This is a genomic window from Roseateles aquae (assembly GCF_032337115.1).
Taxonomy (GTDB): Bacteria; Pseudomonadota; Gammaproteobacteria; order Burkholderiales; family Burkholderiaceae_C; genus Roseateles_C; species Roseateles_C aquae.
The window spans coordinates 399,929-415,637 of the sequence record NZ_JAVXZY010000003.1 but is presented as its reverse complement, the minus strand read 5'-3'; the positions used below and the strand labels follow the sequence as shown (position 1 = coordinate 415,637).

Below are 15,709 nucleotides of genomic sequence, written 5' to 3'. Positions count from 1 at the left end.
GCCTGTGCCACATCTTGACTCCCCCGCAGTACCGGCCGCGGCAACGCCTGCCGCCGCGCCCCTCTCCCTGCCCCAGCCTCGCCACCTGAAGCGTCTGCCCGCCGGGCTGACGACCGAGCAGTGGCTGCGCATCCGTCAGGCGGCCTACCAGCTGCCCCAGGTGCTGAGCCCGGCCGATCTGGACGGCCCTGATCATGGCCATGACCATGAAAAGCAGCTCGACGCGCTGGGTCTGATCCTGATCCAGAAAGCCGTCTCCGGCGCCCGGCCCAGCCGCTGGATCGCACCGCGGCTGATCGCCGTCGCGCTGGAACATCTGGACGCCGTCGGCTCGGCCCCGACGGTGCGCGCGCTGATGCAAAAGCGCAGCAGCCAGCTCGACGCGCTGGGCCTGGCGCGCGAGGGGCTGGACTGGAGCCGGCTGTGCAGCCAGACGATGCATCTGTCGCGCGAAGGCTGGCAGCTGCCGGTGGCCTTTCGCGTGCCGCTGGACGCGCAGGCCGAGGCCGCCATCTGGGACTTCTACCGCGATGGCGATCTGGCCGCCCTGAGCCGCGTGCTCGGCCCGCAGCCGGACTATCCACATCACGACGAGCTGCTGGCCCATCTGGACGCGCTGCTGGAACGCAGCGCCAGCGGCCATGAGGAACACATCGCCTCGCTGCTGCCGCGGCTGCAGGCCGAGTGCGGCGTGCCGCAGACACTGGCGCAGTTCAAGGCCGCCACCACCCGCGCGCAAGACCGCTGGGAACATGCCGTCGCCGAGCTGAACACACTGGCGCGGCTGAACAGCCAGCTGGCCTTCCAGGGCTACCCCGACACCTTCGAGCCGGCCCGCCGGCTGCAGCGCCGCGTCACGCTGTTTGTCGGTGCGCCCAATAGTGGCAAGACCCATGCCGCGTTCGAGCGCCTGTCGGCCAGCGCCAGCGGGGCCTATCTGGCGCCGCTGCGCCTCTTGGCGCTGGAGGGGCGCGATCGCCTGGTCGGCCGCGGCGTGCCCTGCTCGCTGCTGACCGGCGAAGAGAATGTGCCGGCCGAAGACGCCCGTGTCGTCTCCAGCACCATCGAGATGGTCAACACCAGCAAGGTGGTCGAAGTGGCGGTGATCGACGAGGCACAGATGCTGTTCGACACCTACCGCGGCTGGGCCTGGACCCAGGCCATCGTCGCAGTGCCGGCCGAGGAACTGATCATCATCTGCTCGGCCTATGCAGTGCCGGCCATCGAGAACCTGCTGGGTCTGTGCGGCGAGCGCTGCACGGTGCGCCATTTCGAGCGCAAGCAGGAGGTGCAGCTGCTGCCTGCGCCGGTGCCGATTGCGGCGCTGAAGAAGGGCGATGCGGTCGTCGCCTTCAGCCGCCGCGAGGTGTTGATGCTGCGCGATCAGATCGCCTCGGCCGGCCATCCGGTCTCGGTGATCTACGGCGCGCTGCCGCCCGAGGTGCGGCGCCGCGAGGCCGAGCGGTTTGCCAATGGCGCCAGCCACATCCTCGTGGCCACCGATGCCATCGGCATGGGCTTGAACCTGCCGATACGCCGCGTGCTGTTCAGCACGATGACGAAATTCGACGGCCAGGCCGACCGCACGCTCAGCGTCTCGGAAACCCACCAGATCGCCGGCCGCGCCGGCCGCTACGGCATGCACGACGAGGGCTTTTGCGGCGTGCTGCGCGAGGCCGAGCCGACGGCGGCGCGCACCTTGAAGGAGCTGCTGCCCAAGAGCCCACGCGCGCCGCGTGACTTCAAGGCCGCGGTGGCGCCGAACTGGTGGCATGTGGACACCATTGCCCAGCAGCTGGGCCTGAAGCGCCTGCATGCGGTGCTGGGCGTGTTCATGGACCGGCTGCGCCTGGACGACGCGCATTTCGCCGTTGCCGAGCTGGAGCAGATGCTGGAGCTGGCCGAGCAGCTTGACCATGCCGCGCCCACGCTGACGCTGAAGCAGCGCTTCATCTACGCGCAGGCACCGGTGGACAGCCGCACGCCGGCCCAGGTGCAGGAGTACCTCGACTGGGCCAGCCGCCATGCACTGATCGGCCAGGTCGGCGCGCCCTGGTTCCTCGACGATGTCGACGAGCACAGCCGCCTCGACCGCATGGAGCAGGCGCTGCGCTCCTGCACGCTATGGCTGTGGCTGGACCTGCGCTTCCCTGGCGTCTACGGCCATCTGGACGCCGTGGTCGATCTGCGCAGCCGGCTCAACGATGGCATCGAACGCCATCTGAAGGGCAAGAAGCCGCTGTGGCAGACCCGCGGCGGGCGTGGCGGCGGACGAGCTCGCTAAGGCAGCTCGCCGCATCCGTCGGCGTGGGCCTCAACCCCGCGCGGGAATCTGCAAGCCGCGCTGCACCGCCGGCCGGGCCAGGAAGGCGGCCAGCACGCGCTGCACCTGCGGGAACTCGTTCCAGCCAACCAACTCGCCGGCCCCGTAGAAGCCGATCAGATTGTTCACCCAGGGCAGCACGGCAATGTCGGCGATCGTGTAGTCCTCGCCCATCAGCCAGTCCCGACCGCTCAGGCGCTGCTCCAGCACACCGAGCAGGCGGCGCGATTCGGCCACATAGCGATCGCGCGGGCGCTTGTCCTCGTAGTCCTTGCCGGCGAATTTGTGGAAGAAGCCGAGCTGGCCGAACATCGGGCCGATGCCGCCCATCTGGAACATCAGCCATTGCAAGGTCTCGTAACGCGCCGCCGGATCGGCCGGCAACAGCTGCCCGGCCTTCTCGGCCAGATAGATCAGGATGGCGCCGGACTCGAACAGCGCCAGCGGTCGCCCGCCGGGGCCTTGCGGGTCGATGATGGCCGGAATCTTGTTGTTCGGGTTCAAGGACAGGAACGCGGGGCTGAGCTGATCGTTGCTGTCGAAGCGAACCAGCTGCGCCTCATAGGGCAGGCCCAGTTCCTCTAGCGCGATCGAAACCTTGACGCCGTTGGGCGTGGGCAGCGAATAGAGCTGCAAACGCTCGGGATGGGCGGCCGGCCACTTGGCGGTGATGGGGAAGTCTTCAGGAAAGCGGGCAGTGTTGGGGGCGGTGTTGTTCGTCGTCATGGCCACTCAATGAAAAGGTCAGCGCGTCGATTGTGAGCCGGGCCTCAAGGCCCTGCCGTGACGGCGCCAATCCCACAGCAGGCTCTGGGGACTTGGCCGTCGTGCGCTGCCAACGCCGGTGCGTTTCAGTAATTCAGCACAAAGCGCTGACCACGCCAGGACAGCACCGCGCTCTTCAGCCGGATCTGCTCCAGCCGCAGGCCCTCGGCAATCTGCTCGCCCTCATGCAGCACCTGGCGGTTGACGATCAGCATGCGATCGGCCGGCGTCTCTGAATACATCGCGCCGCTGGTTTGCAGCGGCGGCAGCTGCTGGCGGGTCGCCTCGGGCAACTCGGCCCAGGTGGGCAGCTTTTCGGTCGCCGCGACCGCAGCGTTTGCCTGTGGCAGCGGCCGGGGCTCGGGCAGACGAGGCTGCCGCGGCGGGGTCAGGTCTTGCGTGGGCCGCGGTGCTTGTTGGGTCGCTTGAAGCGGCATTGACGGTGGTACTCGCGGCGCCACCGCTGCTGCGACAGTGGGCGCGATCTGAGGCACAGCCTGCACAGGCGCGGCAAGCACGGCCGATGCGGCCGCCACGGGCGCGGAGACGGGGCTGGCCGCGGCGAGCGGCAAGGCAGGCGCCGGGACGGCCGACACCTGGGCTGGCGGCATGGCTGACGGAACAGGCGCTGCGGCAGGCGTTGGTGTGGACGGCGACCGCGCCAGCCACAGCCAGGCCAGACCGCCGGCCGTCAGCATGCCGGCCAGTGCCGCCGTCAGCGGCAGCAACCAGGGTCGAGGCGCCGTAGGCCTGGCCGCAGGGGCGATCCCCAGCGCCGAGACGGGCGCTTGCGCAGCGCCATCGCCACGGCCACGTTCGGCTTCGGCACGGCGCAGGGCGTCAAGAATGTAGGACATGGCTGGGACTCAGTGCGCGGTCGTTGCCGGCGTTACGGGCGTTACGGGCGTTGCGGTCGTTGCTGCCGGTGGGGCCGATGCCGCGGACGCTGCCGGCAGCAGGGGCAACCGAGGCTCCGCCACACCGGCCGCGCGGTTCAGCTGCATCAGCGTGATCGGCCCGGCCAGGCCGTCAGCCCTCAGGCCCAGGCTGCGCTGGAAGCTGGCCACACGCAGCGCCAGCTGCGTCGGCGCGCGGCCGTCCAGCTGCGCAAAGCGCTCCTGCAGCCAGGCCTGCGTCGGCGCATTGAGCTGGCGCGCCTGGTAGCCCGGCGGCGCCCGCCACAGCGTCGCGAACTCGCCGCGCCAGCGTTGCGCCAGCGCCGTCAGGCTCAAGGTCTCGGCCGGCTGGCCCAGCGTTTGAACGCGCGCCTGCTGGCCATCCAGGCCCAGCAAGAGCGCCGGCTGACGGCGACCCTCGGCGTCGATCAGCGTCAGCCAGGCCGGTCGGTCGAGCAGGCGCAGCAGGGCCAGGCCGCCTTCGGTCTTCAGGCAGAACAGCTGCTGGCCACGCAGCGCCTCGCAAGGCGCGTCGCCCTCGACCGGCGCCAGCTGCCACTGCTGAGCCAGCATGCGCCAGGCGCTGGCCTCGTCCGGCGTCGCCGCTGCAATCGCGGCCTCCAGGCGCTGCGCCTCGGTGGGCGCTGCCGGCTTGGCCGGCTTGGGCTTCTCGGCGGGCACTGCCGCCACTGAAACGGCTGGCGCCGAAGCTGCCGGAATTGCCGAAGCCGCAGAAGCCGCAGCTAGCGCCGGGCGCAGCGCAGCGCGCATCGCGCCCGAAGGCAACAAGGGGGCGAGCCAGGCCCCCGCCGCTGCTGCACTCAGCAGCAGCGCGCTCCCGCCCAGCCACCAGGCCCAGCGGCGTGCAGCCTTGGCGGGTACGGCTGGCGTGGCTTGGGCGGTTTTCACCGACTGCACCTCGATGGGCTCGCCAAACACCTCGGCCGCCGCCTGCTTCAAGGTGCGGACATCAACCCGATTCAAGCCCTGCGCGTAGGCGCCCAGCAGCGCACGATCGCACAGCAGGTTGACACGCCGCGGCACGCCGCGCGACAGCCGGTGTACCAGGCGCAGCGCCGCCGCGTCGAACAGCGCCGGGCCGGCGTGGCCGGCCACAGCCAGGCGGTGGCGCACATAGTCGGCCGTCTCCTCGGCCGACATGGCCTGCAGATGAAAGCGCGCAATCACCCGCTGCGCCAGCGGCTCGAGCTGCGGCCGGGCCAGCATCTCGCGCAGCTCGGGCTGGCCGATCAGGATGATCTGCAGCAGCTTGCGCTCGCTGGTCTCCAGATTGGTCAGCAGGCGCAGTTGCTCCAGCACCTCAGCCGAGAGCTGCTGCGCCTCGTCGATGATCAGCACATTGTTCTGACCCTGGGCATGGCTGCGCAGCAGGAAGGCGTTCAGCGCATCGATCAGCGGCTTGACGCTCGGCGAGCCCGGCGGCAGCGGCTCATGCGCAATGCCGAATTCCTCGCAGACGCTGATCAGGAGCTCGGTCGCGCTGAGCCGCGGATTGAAGATATAGGCCACCCGGCAGTGCGCCGGCATCTCGGCCAGAAAGCGCCGGCACACCGTCGTCTTGCCAGCGCCGATTTCGCCGCTGAGCAGCACGAAGCCGCCACCGCCGCCGAGGCCATAGCGCAGATGGGCCAGCGCATCGCGATGGCGCTCGCTCATGAACAGATAGCGCGGGTCCGGCGCGATGGCGAAGGGCTCCTGCTGCAGGCCGAAGAATTTCGCGTACATGGGCAAGAGGCGGCGGACGGTTCGATTCAGTGCTGGCAGCGCGTGCCGGGGCCGCCATCGTAACGGCTCGGCCCAGCCCTGAAACGAGCAAGCCCTCGCCGCGGCTCAGCGCCGCGCGAGGGCTTGGCTTCGTGATCGCGGGTCAGGCCTGCGCGTCAGCGTTGCGGCGACGCTTGGCGGTCGCCACCAGGCCCGCCAGCCCCAGGCCCAGCAGCAGCGCGCTGGCCGGCTCGGGCACAACCTGTACGTTCAGACTCTGCACGTTGACATTGATCGCATTGGCGTTCGAATCGGCCAGCAAGACATCGCTGAACTGCAGCGTGCTGTTGCCACGGGCGATCACATTGAAGCTCAGACGGGCCAGCTGGCCATTGCCATTGACACCGGGCACGGCGCCGACCAGGGTGTTGAACACGAAGGAGACGCTGCCGCTGCCGTTGTCGACGATACCGACATCGCCAAAGGTGCTGCCGCCGCTACTCAGAAAGCTGCCCTGGCTGACGCTGGCAGCCTGAAAGATCGTCGGATCGAAGTTCAGCGAGAACTGGTAGCCGTAGAGGTCGGCCACGCCGGAGATCAGCACATCGACATCCAGCACCGAGCCCAGTTGCGCGGGGTCAGGTGTTGCGCTCAGCGACAGCACCGGGTCAGCCGCAAGGGCTTGGCCGGACAGCAAGCCCAGGGCCAGCCCCATGGCAAGCGACGTTTTCTTCCAGGCGAACTGGCGCTTCATCACATGTATCTCCTCTGCCCTGCGGGCGTAGCGGCCGGGCAAGCCGGGGCGCTTTTAAATGTCGTGGCGATGGATCCGGGCCTGCGCCGGGCGGGCCGTGCAACACCCATCGGTTTGGGGCGGAGTTTTTCCGGGCCACCGGGTGCGGACAAGAGGGGAATCCCTTGGCACGGCCAGCCCGTTGGGCAGCGCTCGGCTTCAATGTTCAATGGCCCTGCCGTCGGGCGCAAAGCCCAGCCGCTGCTGCTGCGCCTCGATGGCGGCAAGCAGCGGCAGCAGCGCCGCTGGCGCCTCGCCGCGGCAGAAGATTTCGGTGGCTGGCGCCCCTGCCCATTCGATGCGCAGCAACAGCCAGCGGCCGTCTTGCTGATCAGGCTCTTCTTGATATCGGCTTGCCAGCCCGGCCAGCCCCAGCTGCCTGAGCCGCTCAATCAAAGCGTCGAACTCTGAGCGCGACAGCAATGCGTCGCTGTGCCGATCCTGCCCACCAAATCGCGCCTTGCCCAGCCGGCTGATTCGCGCTGTGCCATCGCGGGACAGTTGCAGCCGACTGCCCTCGGCGCAACCATTGCAGTCGCGCTCCAGGCTGAGGCTGTGCGCCTGAGGCTCAGGCACCCGCCCAGCGTTTGCCATCACAGCGAAGACACTGAGCATGGCCGCAGCCAGCAGCCCGCGCCGCGCCGCCCTCGCTGTCTTGTCACCGTTCACTGCCATGGGGAATCACCCTCTGTTGCCGCGCTGACCTTGCCCATATCCTGCACCCCCTGATCGTGCCATCGTGACTTTTTCACGCTTGCGGACGCAAATGCTTGCGCCGTGGCGGGTTGGCGATGGCCGCAAGCGGTGCCGTGCAGTCCGGCGGGCCGCCGACGAAGCCCTGCAGTCTGCCATTGCAGCCGCACGAATTCCTGTCTGTCACGCAAGAACAAAGGACGCCTCATGACTCAGCAACGTTCGACCCGCCGCCAGGCCCAGGGACGCAACGCCGCCCTCCAGCGCCCCGGGCGCAGCATCGCCAACGGCGTGTTCGTACTTTGCATGGCCCTGGCCGCCGGCGTACCGCTGGCGCAGGCCGCCGACCGGCTGAGCCCGATCCAGACCCAGACCAATGGCAGCTACTGGCACGACCTGCGCCTGACCCCGGCCAAGCAATCGGCCAAGGGCGCCGTTGCCGTGTTGCAGCCGCGCCAGTTCCGCGCCGTGACGCTGGACCGCAGCGGCTTTGCCGCCCTGACCGCCACCGCCCCGCTGGAACGCAGCAGCGCCGCTGCGCTGTCCCCACTGGAAGTCTCGCTGCCCCATCCCGATGGGGGCTTCCAGCGCTTCGCCCTGGTTGAATCGCCGGTGATGGAGCCCGAGCTGGCGGCCAAGCACCCCGAGATCAAGACCTATGCCGGCAAGGGTATCGACGACCCGCACGCCAGTCTGCGCCTGGACTTGACCCCGCTGGGTCTGCATGCCTCGGTACGTTCGCCCGGCGGTGCCTGGTACATCGATCCCTACTACCACCTGGACGACAGCGTCTACGCCGTCTATCGCAGCCGCGAACTGCCCAACCCGCATGGCACGGGCCTGAACGAGGCGATGGAGAATGCCCCGCATCTCGCACTGACGCGCGGTTTCTACCAGGCAGGCGATACGGTCGAGCTCAGCGGCTTCGGTTTCGCGCCTGGCGCCACCGTCACGGTGACGGTGCACAACCCCGAGCAAGACAGCAGCCCGCGGCAGACGCAGAGCGTGGTCGCCGCCGCTGATGGCTCCTTTCACACCAGCCTGATCGCCGACCCCAGCCGCAATCTGGGCGCCTATGAAATCACCGCCAGCGACGGTACGACCACCAGCAGCACCGCCTACCATGTGCTGGCCGATGGTCTGGCGCCCACGGCCAGCTCGGGCACGCAGCTGCGCACCTACCGGCTTGCCCTGCTGACCGACCCGTCCTATGCCACTTACTTCGGCGGCTCGGCCAACGTCACTGCCGCCAAGGTCTCATTGATCAACCGCGTCACCCAGGTCTACGAGAGCGAGACCTCGATCCGGCTGATGCTGATCAACAACAACGATGCGCTGAACCTCGACACCGCAGCGCAGATGACCGGCACCAACGGCCCCTGTGGCGGCGCTGCCTGCTTCACGGCCAGCCAGGCGGCCAGCTGCGGTAGCGGCACGCTGACGCGTAACCGCCAGGTCGTTGGCCTGCTGGCCGGCGCCAGCAACTTCGACATCGGCCACATCGCGCTGGGCCTGAACGGCGGCGGCATCGCCAGCCTGGGCGTTGTCGGCGGCAGCAGCAAGGCGCAGGGTTGCACCGGCGTGCCGACCCCGGTGGGCGACTTCTATGCGGTCGACTATGTGGCTCATGAGATGGGCCACCAGTTCGCCGGCAACCACACCTTCAACGGCACGATCAGCAACTGCTCGGCTGGCAACCGCAACCCGGGCACCTCGGTGGAGCCGGGCAGCGGCTCCTCCATCATGGCCTATGCCGGCATCTGCGGCACCGACAATCTGCAGCCTCATAGCGACGCCTACTGGTCGCAACGCAGCTTCGATGAGATCACCACCTACACCTCCAGCGCCGAGAGCAATCTGAACGAAGTGCAGATGGGCGTGCTCAGCGGCTTCACCGCCAACGGCATGCAGTTCCAGCTGCGCTACAACGGCAACACCTCGGCGCCCATCGTGCGTGGCAGCAACTTCACCACCGGTGGCGTCAAGGCGGCGATCGAAGGCATTCCCGGCTGGCCCAGCGGCGGCACGGTGAACATCACCACGCTGAGCGACAACGCCTTCACCATCACCTTCGGCGGCAGCTTGGCCGCCACCAATGTGCCTTCGCTGGAACTGGTCGGCTGCACCTCGCCCTGCACCGGCAAGGTCGGCGAAATCACTGCTGGCGGTCGCACGACCAAGGGCGGCATCTCGGTGACGCCGACCGGCAATACCGCCCCGGTCGTCACCGTGCCTGCCGGCTACACGGTTCCCGTGCGCACCCCCTTCGCGCTGACGGGCAGCGCCGCCGACGCCGAGGACGGCACCCTCACGTATATGTGGGAGCAGAACGACCGCGGCGCCGCCAACGGCACCGGCCTGATCAGCAACAGCAAGGTCGACGGCCCGCTGTTCCGCCAGTTCGGCACCCGTGCCGTCGTCAGCGGTACCGATACCCTGCTCTATGGCTCGCCGGGCGAGAACATCGCGACCAGCAATCCGACCCGCGTCTTCCCCGACATGGGCCAGATCCTCGCCAACAACACCAATGCCGAGACCGGCGCCTGCCCGCCGGCCTCGGCCACGCCGACGGCGACCGAGATCGAGTGCTTCTCCGAGTTCCTGCCGACCGCGGCCTATGTCGGCTTCGCCGGCACCAACGCCAGCCCGGCCTCGCTGAACTTCAAGCTGACCGCGCGTGACGGCCATGGCGGTGTCGGCAGCGCCAGCACCAAGCTGACACTGGCGCCCAATGCCGGTCCCTTCCTGGTGACCTCGCCGAACAGCGCCGTCACGCTGAACGCCGGCAGTTTGCAGACGATCGGCTGGAGTGTGGCCAACACCAACGCAGCACCGGTGAACACCGCGGATGTGAAGATCACCCTGTCGGTGGATGGTGGCAACACCTGGCCCTACACGCTGGCCGCCAGCACGCCGAACACCGGCACGGCCTCGGTGACGCTGCCGCTGCTGGCCACCAGCAAGGCGCGCGTCAAGGTTGAGGCCATCGGCAACATCTTCTTCGATGTGTCGAACGCCGACTTCACGATCCGCCTGCTCGGCGATCTGAACAAGGACGGCGTGGTCGACTGCGCCGACCTCGCCATCGTCCGGGCCTCGCTGGGCAAGAAGGCCGGCCAGCCCGGCTTTGATGCCCGCGCCGACTTCAACAACGACGGCGTCGTCGACATCCGCGACCTCAGCGCCGTGTCGCAGAAACTGCCGGCCGGCACGGTCTGCAAATAAGCCGCTGAGCGCGCGTCGGTGTGCGCACCGACCCGCGCTGGCAGCCGCGCACAAAGGGCGCCTGGCGACAGCCGGCGCTCTTTGTTCTTGTGCCGCTGATTTCCTCAGTACGATGCAGCCCGAAGCAGGAGACAGCCCATGCAGGCACCAGTGGAACTCGATGCATTTCTGGCCTACCGGGAGGGGGAAGAGCGGGTCGGCCCGATCAATGATTGGCTGCGCGCACAGGGCATCAGCACTCACTACTTTCGCGCTGATGTCCAGCCGGGCGAATCGATTGACGAGACAGCGGCGCTGGCCGGGGCGCGCTGCATGGTGGCGTTCTTGGGGACCATGGGATGGGGGCCGACCCACAGGCGGCTGGTACAGGAGGCCCTGGCGCGCGGGTTGCGGGTGATACCGGTCTTGATCGGTGCCCCGTCACTGGAAGACAGGCAGGCGTTTGGCGGACTGTTCACCGAGAAGCTGTACATCGAGCTGCAGCGAATGAATCCCGTCGTGCTCCAACGCCTGGCCCAGGCGATCCGCAACAGCGAGGCACCGGCCCGCCATGACAAGGCCGATCCTGCGACCTCCACGCTACTAAGGCTGCTCATTCAGGGCGATCGCTTACAGCGAATGCAAGTCCTGCGCCGTGCAAGAGAGGGCCGCATCAGGGATCTCGGCGCCCTGGCTGAAGCCGCTCGCGCCGAGCTGAGCACAGCTCAGTCACCCGCGAGCAGCAATGCGGGGAATGCAGAAGCACGCTCATGGCTGTTCAGCCTACTGATCAGCATAGACGCCAATCACCCGGCCAGTCGCGATCTCGCCATTCGCCACATGGATGCGAATTTCGAGCCCGACCACTACGTGCGGTACTGGTTGCTCGTTGCGCTCTATGCCGAAGACGTTCGCTACCTGAGCGCGGCACTCAAGCTTGCGAAACACCCGCGTGACGCCGATGTCCTGGCCTTGGCCGAGGGCATAGGGACCGCGTCCGACGTTGAACTTGCCCGACGCTGGAAAGAGCGCCTGCTGTCCGCAGACTCAGAGAGCGCCTGGCCGATCATGCGCGCCTTGCGCATCCTGCCCATCACGGCGCTTGCTGAAGCCTTGGTGGAGCGACTGACTCTCGCTGGCTTCGAGCGCCTAGAAGCCCACGACGAGCTCTATGCACTTGCCCATCCCGCGATGGCATCTGCCGCTTGTGCCTGGATCGACAACGAGACTGCAAGGCCGGTGGTCGTCAGCATGGTGATTCACACCTGCGCGGCCGCCGGTGAGCACGCATGCGGCGATCTGGTGGAGGTCCTGCGCCCGCTGAATCGAGAGTTGACCGAACGGCTGCTGCGTGAAACGGCTCAAGGTCGGGCAGTCAATCCCATACGGCAGAAGGCGCTCGATGACCAACCATCGCTTCGAAGCATCGCGGAGCAGTTGCTTGCCCTGCTGCGCCTGAGCGGCAAAACCGACGCCCACCGCATCCCCCTCGCCGGTTTCTCCTCCGACACCGTTGGCCAGCAACAGGACCAGCTCGATATCGCTGCCGAAGTGCGCACGCTGACCGCCATCATGATGGCCCGCGAGGTCAGCCCGCCGCTGGCCATCGGTTTGTTCGGCGACTGGGGCTCGGGCAAGAGCTTCTTCATGCGCGCGATGCGTGAGCAGGCCGAGGCCCTCGCCACACGGGCCCGAGCCCTGGCCGAGGCCGGCAGCGACTCGAAGTTCTGCGCCCATCTGGTGCAGATCGAGTTCAATGCCTGGCATTACGCCGACACCAATCTCTGGGCCAGCCTGGTGACAGCCATCCTGGAACAGCTGGCCGCCCATGTCTCGCCCAAGCCGACGGCCAAGGAGCAGGAAGCCGATCTGATGGCCCAGCTCAGCAGCGCCCGCGCGCTGACCGAGGCCGCGCAGGCCGAGGTCAAACAGGCCGAGACGCAGCGCCAGGCCGACGAAAAGCAGCTCGAGGATCTGCGCCAGCAGCGGCTGAGCAAGGAAATGACGCTGGCGCAGCTGAACCTCAGCGATCTGGCCACGCTGCTGAACAGCGATGGACAGCTGAAGAGCGAATTGCAGACGGCGCTGCAGCCGCTGACGGCCAGCGGCCTGCCTGCCAGCGTCGACGAATTTCGGCAGCAGCTCAGCGAGGCCCGCTCGCTGCAAGGCCGCGCCGGCGCGCTGCTGCACAACATCGCCAGCCAGCCCGGGCTGCCGCTCTATGCCGGCCTGCTGCTCTTTGTGCTGCTGGGCCTGCCGCTGCTGCGCGAACATGTCGCGGCCGATCTCCCCGCGCTGCAGGGCCTGCTGGCCAAGGGCGCCACACTGTTCGCGCAGCTGGCGGCAGCGTTGTCCGCGTTAACACTCAGCTTGCGCATCGGCATGAAAAAACTGCACACCCAGCTCGACAAGCTCGATGCCGCCAAGCAGAAGGTCGATGCGCTGCTGGAAGCCAAGCGCAAGAAGCAAAGCAAAGAAGAGCTGAAGCTCGGCGCCGAGATCGAAGCGCTGAAGGCCCAGGAGGCCGCCGCCAGCAGCCGGCTCGATGCCGCGGCGGCGCGTGAGCAGGCCCTGCAGGAGCGCCTGCGCGAACTCAAGGAAGCCAACAGCCTGGCGCGCTTTCTTGCTGACCGCAGCGGCTCCGACGATTACCGCAAGCACCTGGGCCTGGTGTCGACCGTGCGGCGCGACTTCGAGGCCTTGAGCGCGAAGCTGCGCGACGCTTCCGCGGCAACGCGCAGCAGCAGCGACGACGGCTTGAAGCCGGTCGACCGCATCGTGCTCTACATCGACGACCTCGACCGCTGCCCGGCCGACAAGGTTGTCGATGTGCTGCAGGCCGTCCATCTGCTGCTGGCCTATCCGCTCTTCGTCGTCGTCGTCGGCGTCGATTCGCGCTGGCTGCTGCATTCGCTGTCCAGCCAGTTCCGCCAGTTCGATGAGGAATTGCACGGCGGACAGGGCAGCGCCAACCCGAGCGCCACGCCGCAGCACTATCTGGAAAAGATTTTCCAGATCCCCTTTGCGCTGCGCCCGATGAACGAGGCCGGCTTTGGCCGGCTGATGCAGTCGCTGCTGCAGAGCGAACCGATCGCAGCGCCTGCGAGCGATGCGGCTGATCCAGCCGATGCAGCCACCCCGAGCGTGCCAGCATCGGCCCCGCAAGAGCAGCGCGGCACCGAGGATTCGGGCACGCCCCCGGCCTCTGACGCGGAGCGGGTGCGCAGCAAGGCCTTGGCCATCGCGCAGGACCTGGGGCCGAACCAGGGCATTGACATGAGCAGTTCCCGATCCGCGCAGCAGCGACGCGACACGGCGACGACCGACGCGCCCTCTGCCCAGCCTGAGATCGACGAGGCTGCGCTGCGCATCACCGCCTGGGAGGCGGCGTTTGCCGAAAGGCTGTTTGCCTTCATCCCCTCGCCACGGGCGGCCAAGCGGCTCAGCAATGTCTATCGCATCCTCAAAGCCCATGTGAGCAGCAGCGAGTTGAAAGACTTCGAAGGCACGGCCGATTTCCCGGGCGATTTCCAGCTGCCCATGCTGCTGCTGGCGCTGCAAATTGCCGATGCCCAGCACTGCGGCCCCTGGTTCGCGGCGCTGCTGCAGCAAGCCCGCAATGCCGCGCAGAACGAGACGATGGCGCTGCTGCCCGATAACGCAGCGCTTCGCGCTCAACTCGAGCCACTGCTGGCGGCGGCGAGTGTGCCCGCCTCGGCGGCGTTGCTGCAGCGCTGGCTGCCGCTGGTGGCGCGTTTCTCCTTCGACCTCGGCCGTGCCCCGGTTGCGCAGGCGCCCGAAACTGCCATCGCCGCCTAAGGAAGGTCAGCATGGGCAAGCCGCCGGGGAGCGGCTACATTGGGTTTCGCTGGGCCATAGGACAGCCATTGCGCTGCCTTGAGCTGACCTCGCTTTGCTTTGAAAAAGACTCCATGACTGAATCCTCAAGTGCCCGCCGCCTGGCCTGGCTGATCTTCGTGCTCGTCGCCGTCGCCATGTTCGGCAACTACTATGTTTACGACTCGATCGGCCCGGTGACCGATCTGCTACAGCAGCAGCGCGGCTTCAGCGATACCCAGGTCGGCATGCTGAATGCCATCTACAACCTGCCCAATATCGTGCTGATCCTGGTCGGGGGGGTGCTGGTCGATCGCTTTGGCGCGGCACGAATGACGCTGTGGACGGCGGCGATCTGTCTGGCTGGCGCCGTGCTGACGGCCGTGAGCCCGGACTTCACCGGCATGGCCGCGGGGCGGCTGCTGTTCGGCATAGGCGCCGAGACCTTTGGCATCGCGACGCTTGCCGCGGTGGCCGACTACTTCAGCGGCCGTGACCTGGCTTTTGCGATGGGCCTGTCCATCGCGATTGGCCGGCTCGGGTCCTACGCGGCAGACATGTCGCCGACGTGGTTCGACAGCGCCTACGCGCAGGGCTGGCAGCCGCCGTTGCTGATCGCCAGCGCAATCGCCGCCAGCGCCTTCCTGGCCTCGCTGGCCTACTGGGTGCTGGATCGTCGTGCCGGCCGGCAGATCAAGGCGGCTGCCCCGGCCCGGCAGGCCGAACCCTTCGTGTTGCGTGATCTGCTGCATTTCGGCCGCGCCTACTGGTACCTGCTGGCACTGTGCGTGTTGTGGTATTCGGTGATCATGGCCTTCCGCAGCACCTTTTCGATCAAGTATTTCCAGCACGTCCACGGCATGGATCTGGCGGCCGCCGGCGCGGTGAACAGCTATGTGTTCCTGGCCGCGATGTTCGCCACGCCAGCCTTCGGCTGGCTGTGCGACCGCATTGGCCGCTATGCCCCACTGCTGGCCCTGGGCGCCCTGCTGCTGCCGCTGGCCTTGGCAGTGATGGCGTTGTCACATGGCAGCCTGTGGCTGTCCACCGCGCTGATCGGCATCAGCTTCTCCTTGGTACCGGCGGTGATGTGGCCGCTGACCAGCCGGCTGGTTGCCCCGAACCGTTTCGGCACTGCGATCGGACTGATGTGGGTGGTGCAGAACGCCGGTATCGGTGCGGCCAATCTGCTCGCCGGCTGGTTGAACGACCGGGCCGGTGCCAGTGCGCAAAACCCGGCCGGCTACCAGGACATGATGCTGTTCTTCGGCATCACCAGCGTGCTGGGCTGCGGCTTCGCAATCGCCTTGTGGCTGCGCGCCGGTCGACGCGCGCATGAGTTGGGCCATCAGGCGGGCGCCGCGACGAGCACTTGAGCCAGGACAAGTCACGCGCCTGACTTGTTACCGCGATTGACCGCCACGGCTTTCGCCGGTTAAATGCGCCGCACAAGACAGAGTTTCGAACAAGCTT

9 protein-coding genes are annotated in these 15,709 nt (G+C 67.6%); 4 read left to right on the top strand and 5 right to left on the bottom strand.

Features of this window, described 5'->3' with window-relative positions:
• Nucleotides 1-4: 4 nt before the first annotated feature.
• Entirely contained in the window at nucleotides 5-2,284 is a 2,280-nt protein-coding gene (locus RQP53_RS10665; protein WP_315650289.1) for a helicase-related protein, read from the top strand.
• 30 nt (nucleotides 2,285-2,314) lie between these two features.
• Here the strand turns inward: RQP53_RS10665 and RQP53_RS10660 are convergent, their stop codons facing one another.
• From RQP53_RS10660 to RQP53_RS10640, 5 genes are all read right to left on the bottom strand, one after another.
• On the bottom strand, nucleotides 2,315-3,049 hold the full coding sequence (locus RQP53_RS10660; RefSeq protein ID WP_315650288.1) for a glutathione S-transferase N-terminal domain-containing protein: 735 nt from the start codon (nucleotides 3,047-3,049) through the stop codon (nucleotides 2,315-2,317).
• Nucleotides 3,050-3,174: 125 nt separating this feature from the next.
• Complete coding sequence (locus tag RQP53_RS10655; protein ID WP_315650287.1) at nucleotides 3,175-3,945, bottom strand: general secretion pathway protein GspB; 771 nt, start codon at nucleotides 3,943-3,945, stop codon at nucleotides 3,175-3,177.
• A 9-nt stretch (nucleotides 3,946-3,954) separates the two neighbouring features.
• Nucleotides 3,955-5,730, bottom strand: a complete 1,776-nt coding sequence (locus RQP53_RS10650; RefSeq protein WP_315650286.1) for an ExeA family protein — start codon at nucleotides 5,728-5,730, stop codon at nucleotides 3,955-3,957.
• A gap of 142 nt (nucleotides 5,731-5,872) precedes the next feature.
• A complete protein-coding gene (locus RQP53_RS10645; RefSeq protein WP_315650285.1) occupies nucleotides 5,873-6,463 on the bottom strand; it encodes a cohesin domain-containing protein in 591 nt (196 codons plus the stop codon).
• A 198-nt stretch (nucleotides 6,464-6,661) separates the two neighbouring features.
• Nucleotides 6,662-7,177 carry a hypothetical protein gene (locus RQP53_RS10640; RefSeq protein WP_315650284.1) on the bottom strand — a complete coding sequence of 172 codons (516 nt, stop codon included), beginning with the start codon at nucleotides 7,175-7,177 and terminating at the stop codon, nucleotides 6,662-6,664.
• Nucleotides 7,178-7,402: 225 nt separating this feature from the next.
• Between RQP53_RS10640 and RQP53_RS10635 the strand changes: the two genes are divergently transcribed.
• The 3 genes from RQP53_RS10635 to RQP53_RS10625 all read left to right on the top strand — a co-directional run bounded on the left by RQP53_RS10635 (nucleotide 7,403) and on the right by RQP53_RS10625 (nucleotide 15,612).
• Nucleotides 7,403-10,420 carry a reprolysin-like metallopeptidase gene (locus RQP53_RS10635; RefSeq protein WP_315650283.1) on the top strand — a complete coding sequence of 1,006 codons (3,018 nt, stop codon included), beginning with the start codon at nucleotides 7,403-7,405 and terminating at the stop codon, nucleotides 10,418-10,420.
• A gap of 138 nt (nucleotides 10,421-10,558) precedes the next feature.
• Nucleotides 10,559-14,218: a P-loop NTPase fold protein gene (locus RQP53_RS10630; protein ID WP_315650282.1), complete on the top strand. Its 3,660-nt coding sequence runs from the start codon at nucleotides 10,559-10,561 to the stop codon at nucleotides 14,216-14,218.
• 113 nt (nucleotides 14,219-14,331) lie between these two features.
• Nucleotides 14,332-15,612, top strand: a complete 1,281-nt coding sequence (locus tag RQP53_RS10625; protein ID WP_315650281.1) for an MFS transporter — start codon at nucleotides 14,332-14,334, stop codon at nucleotides 15,610-15,612.
• The last annotated feature ends 97 nt before the right edge of the window (nucleotides 15,613-15,709 follow it).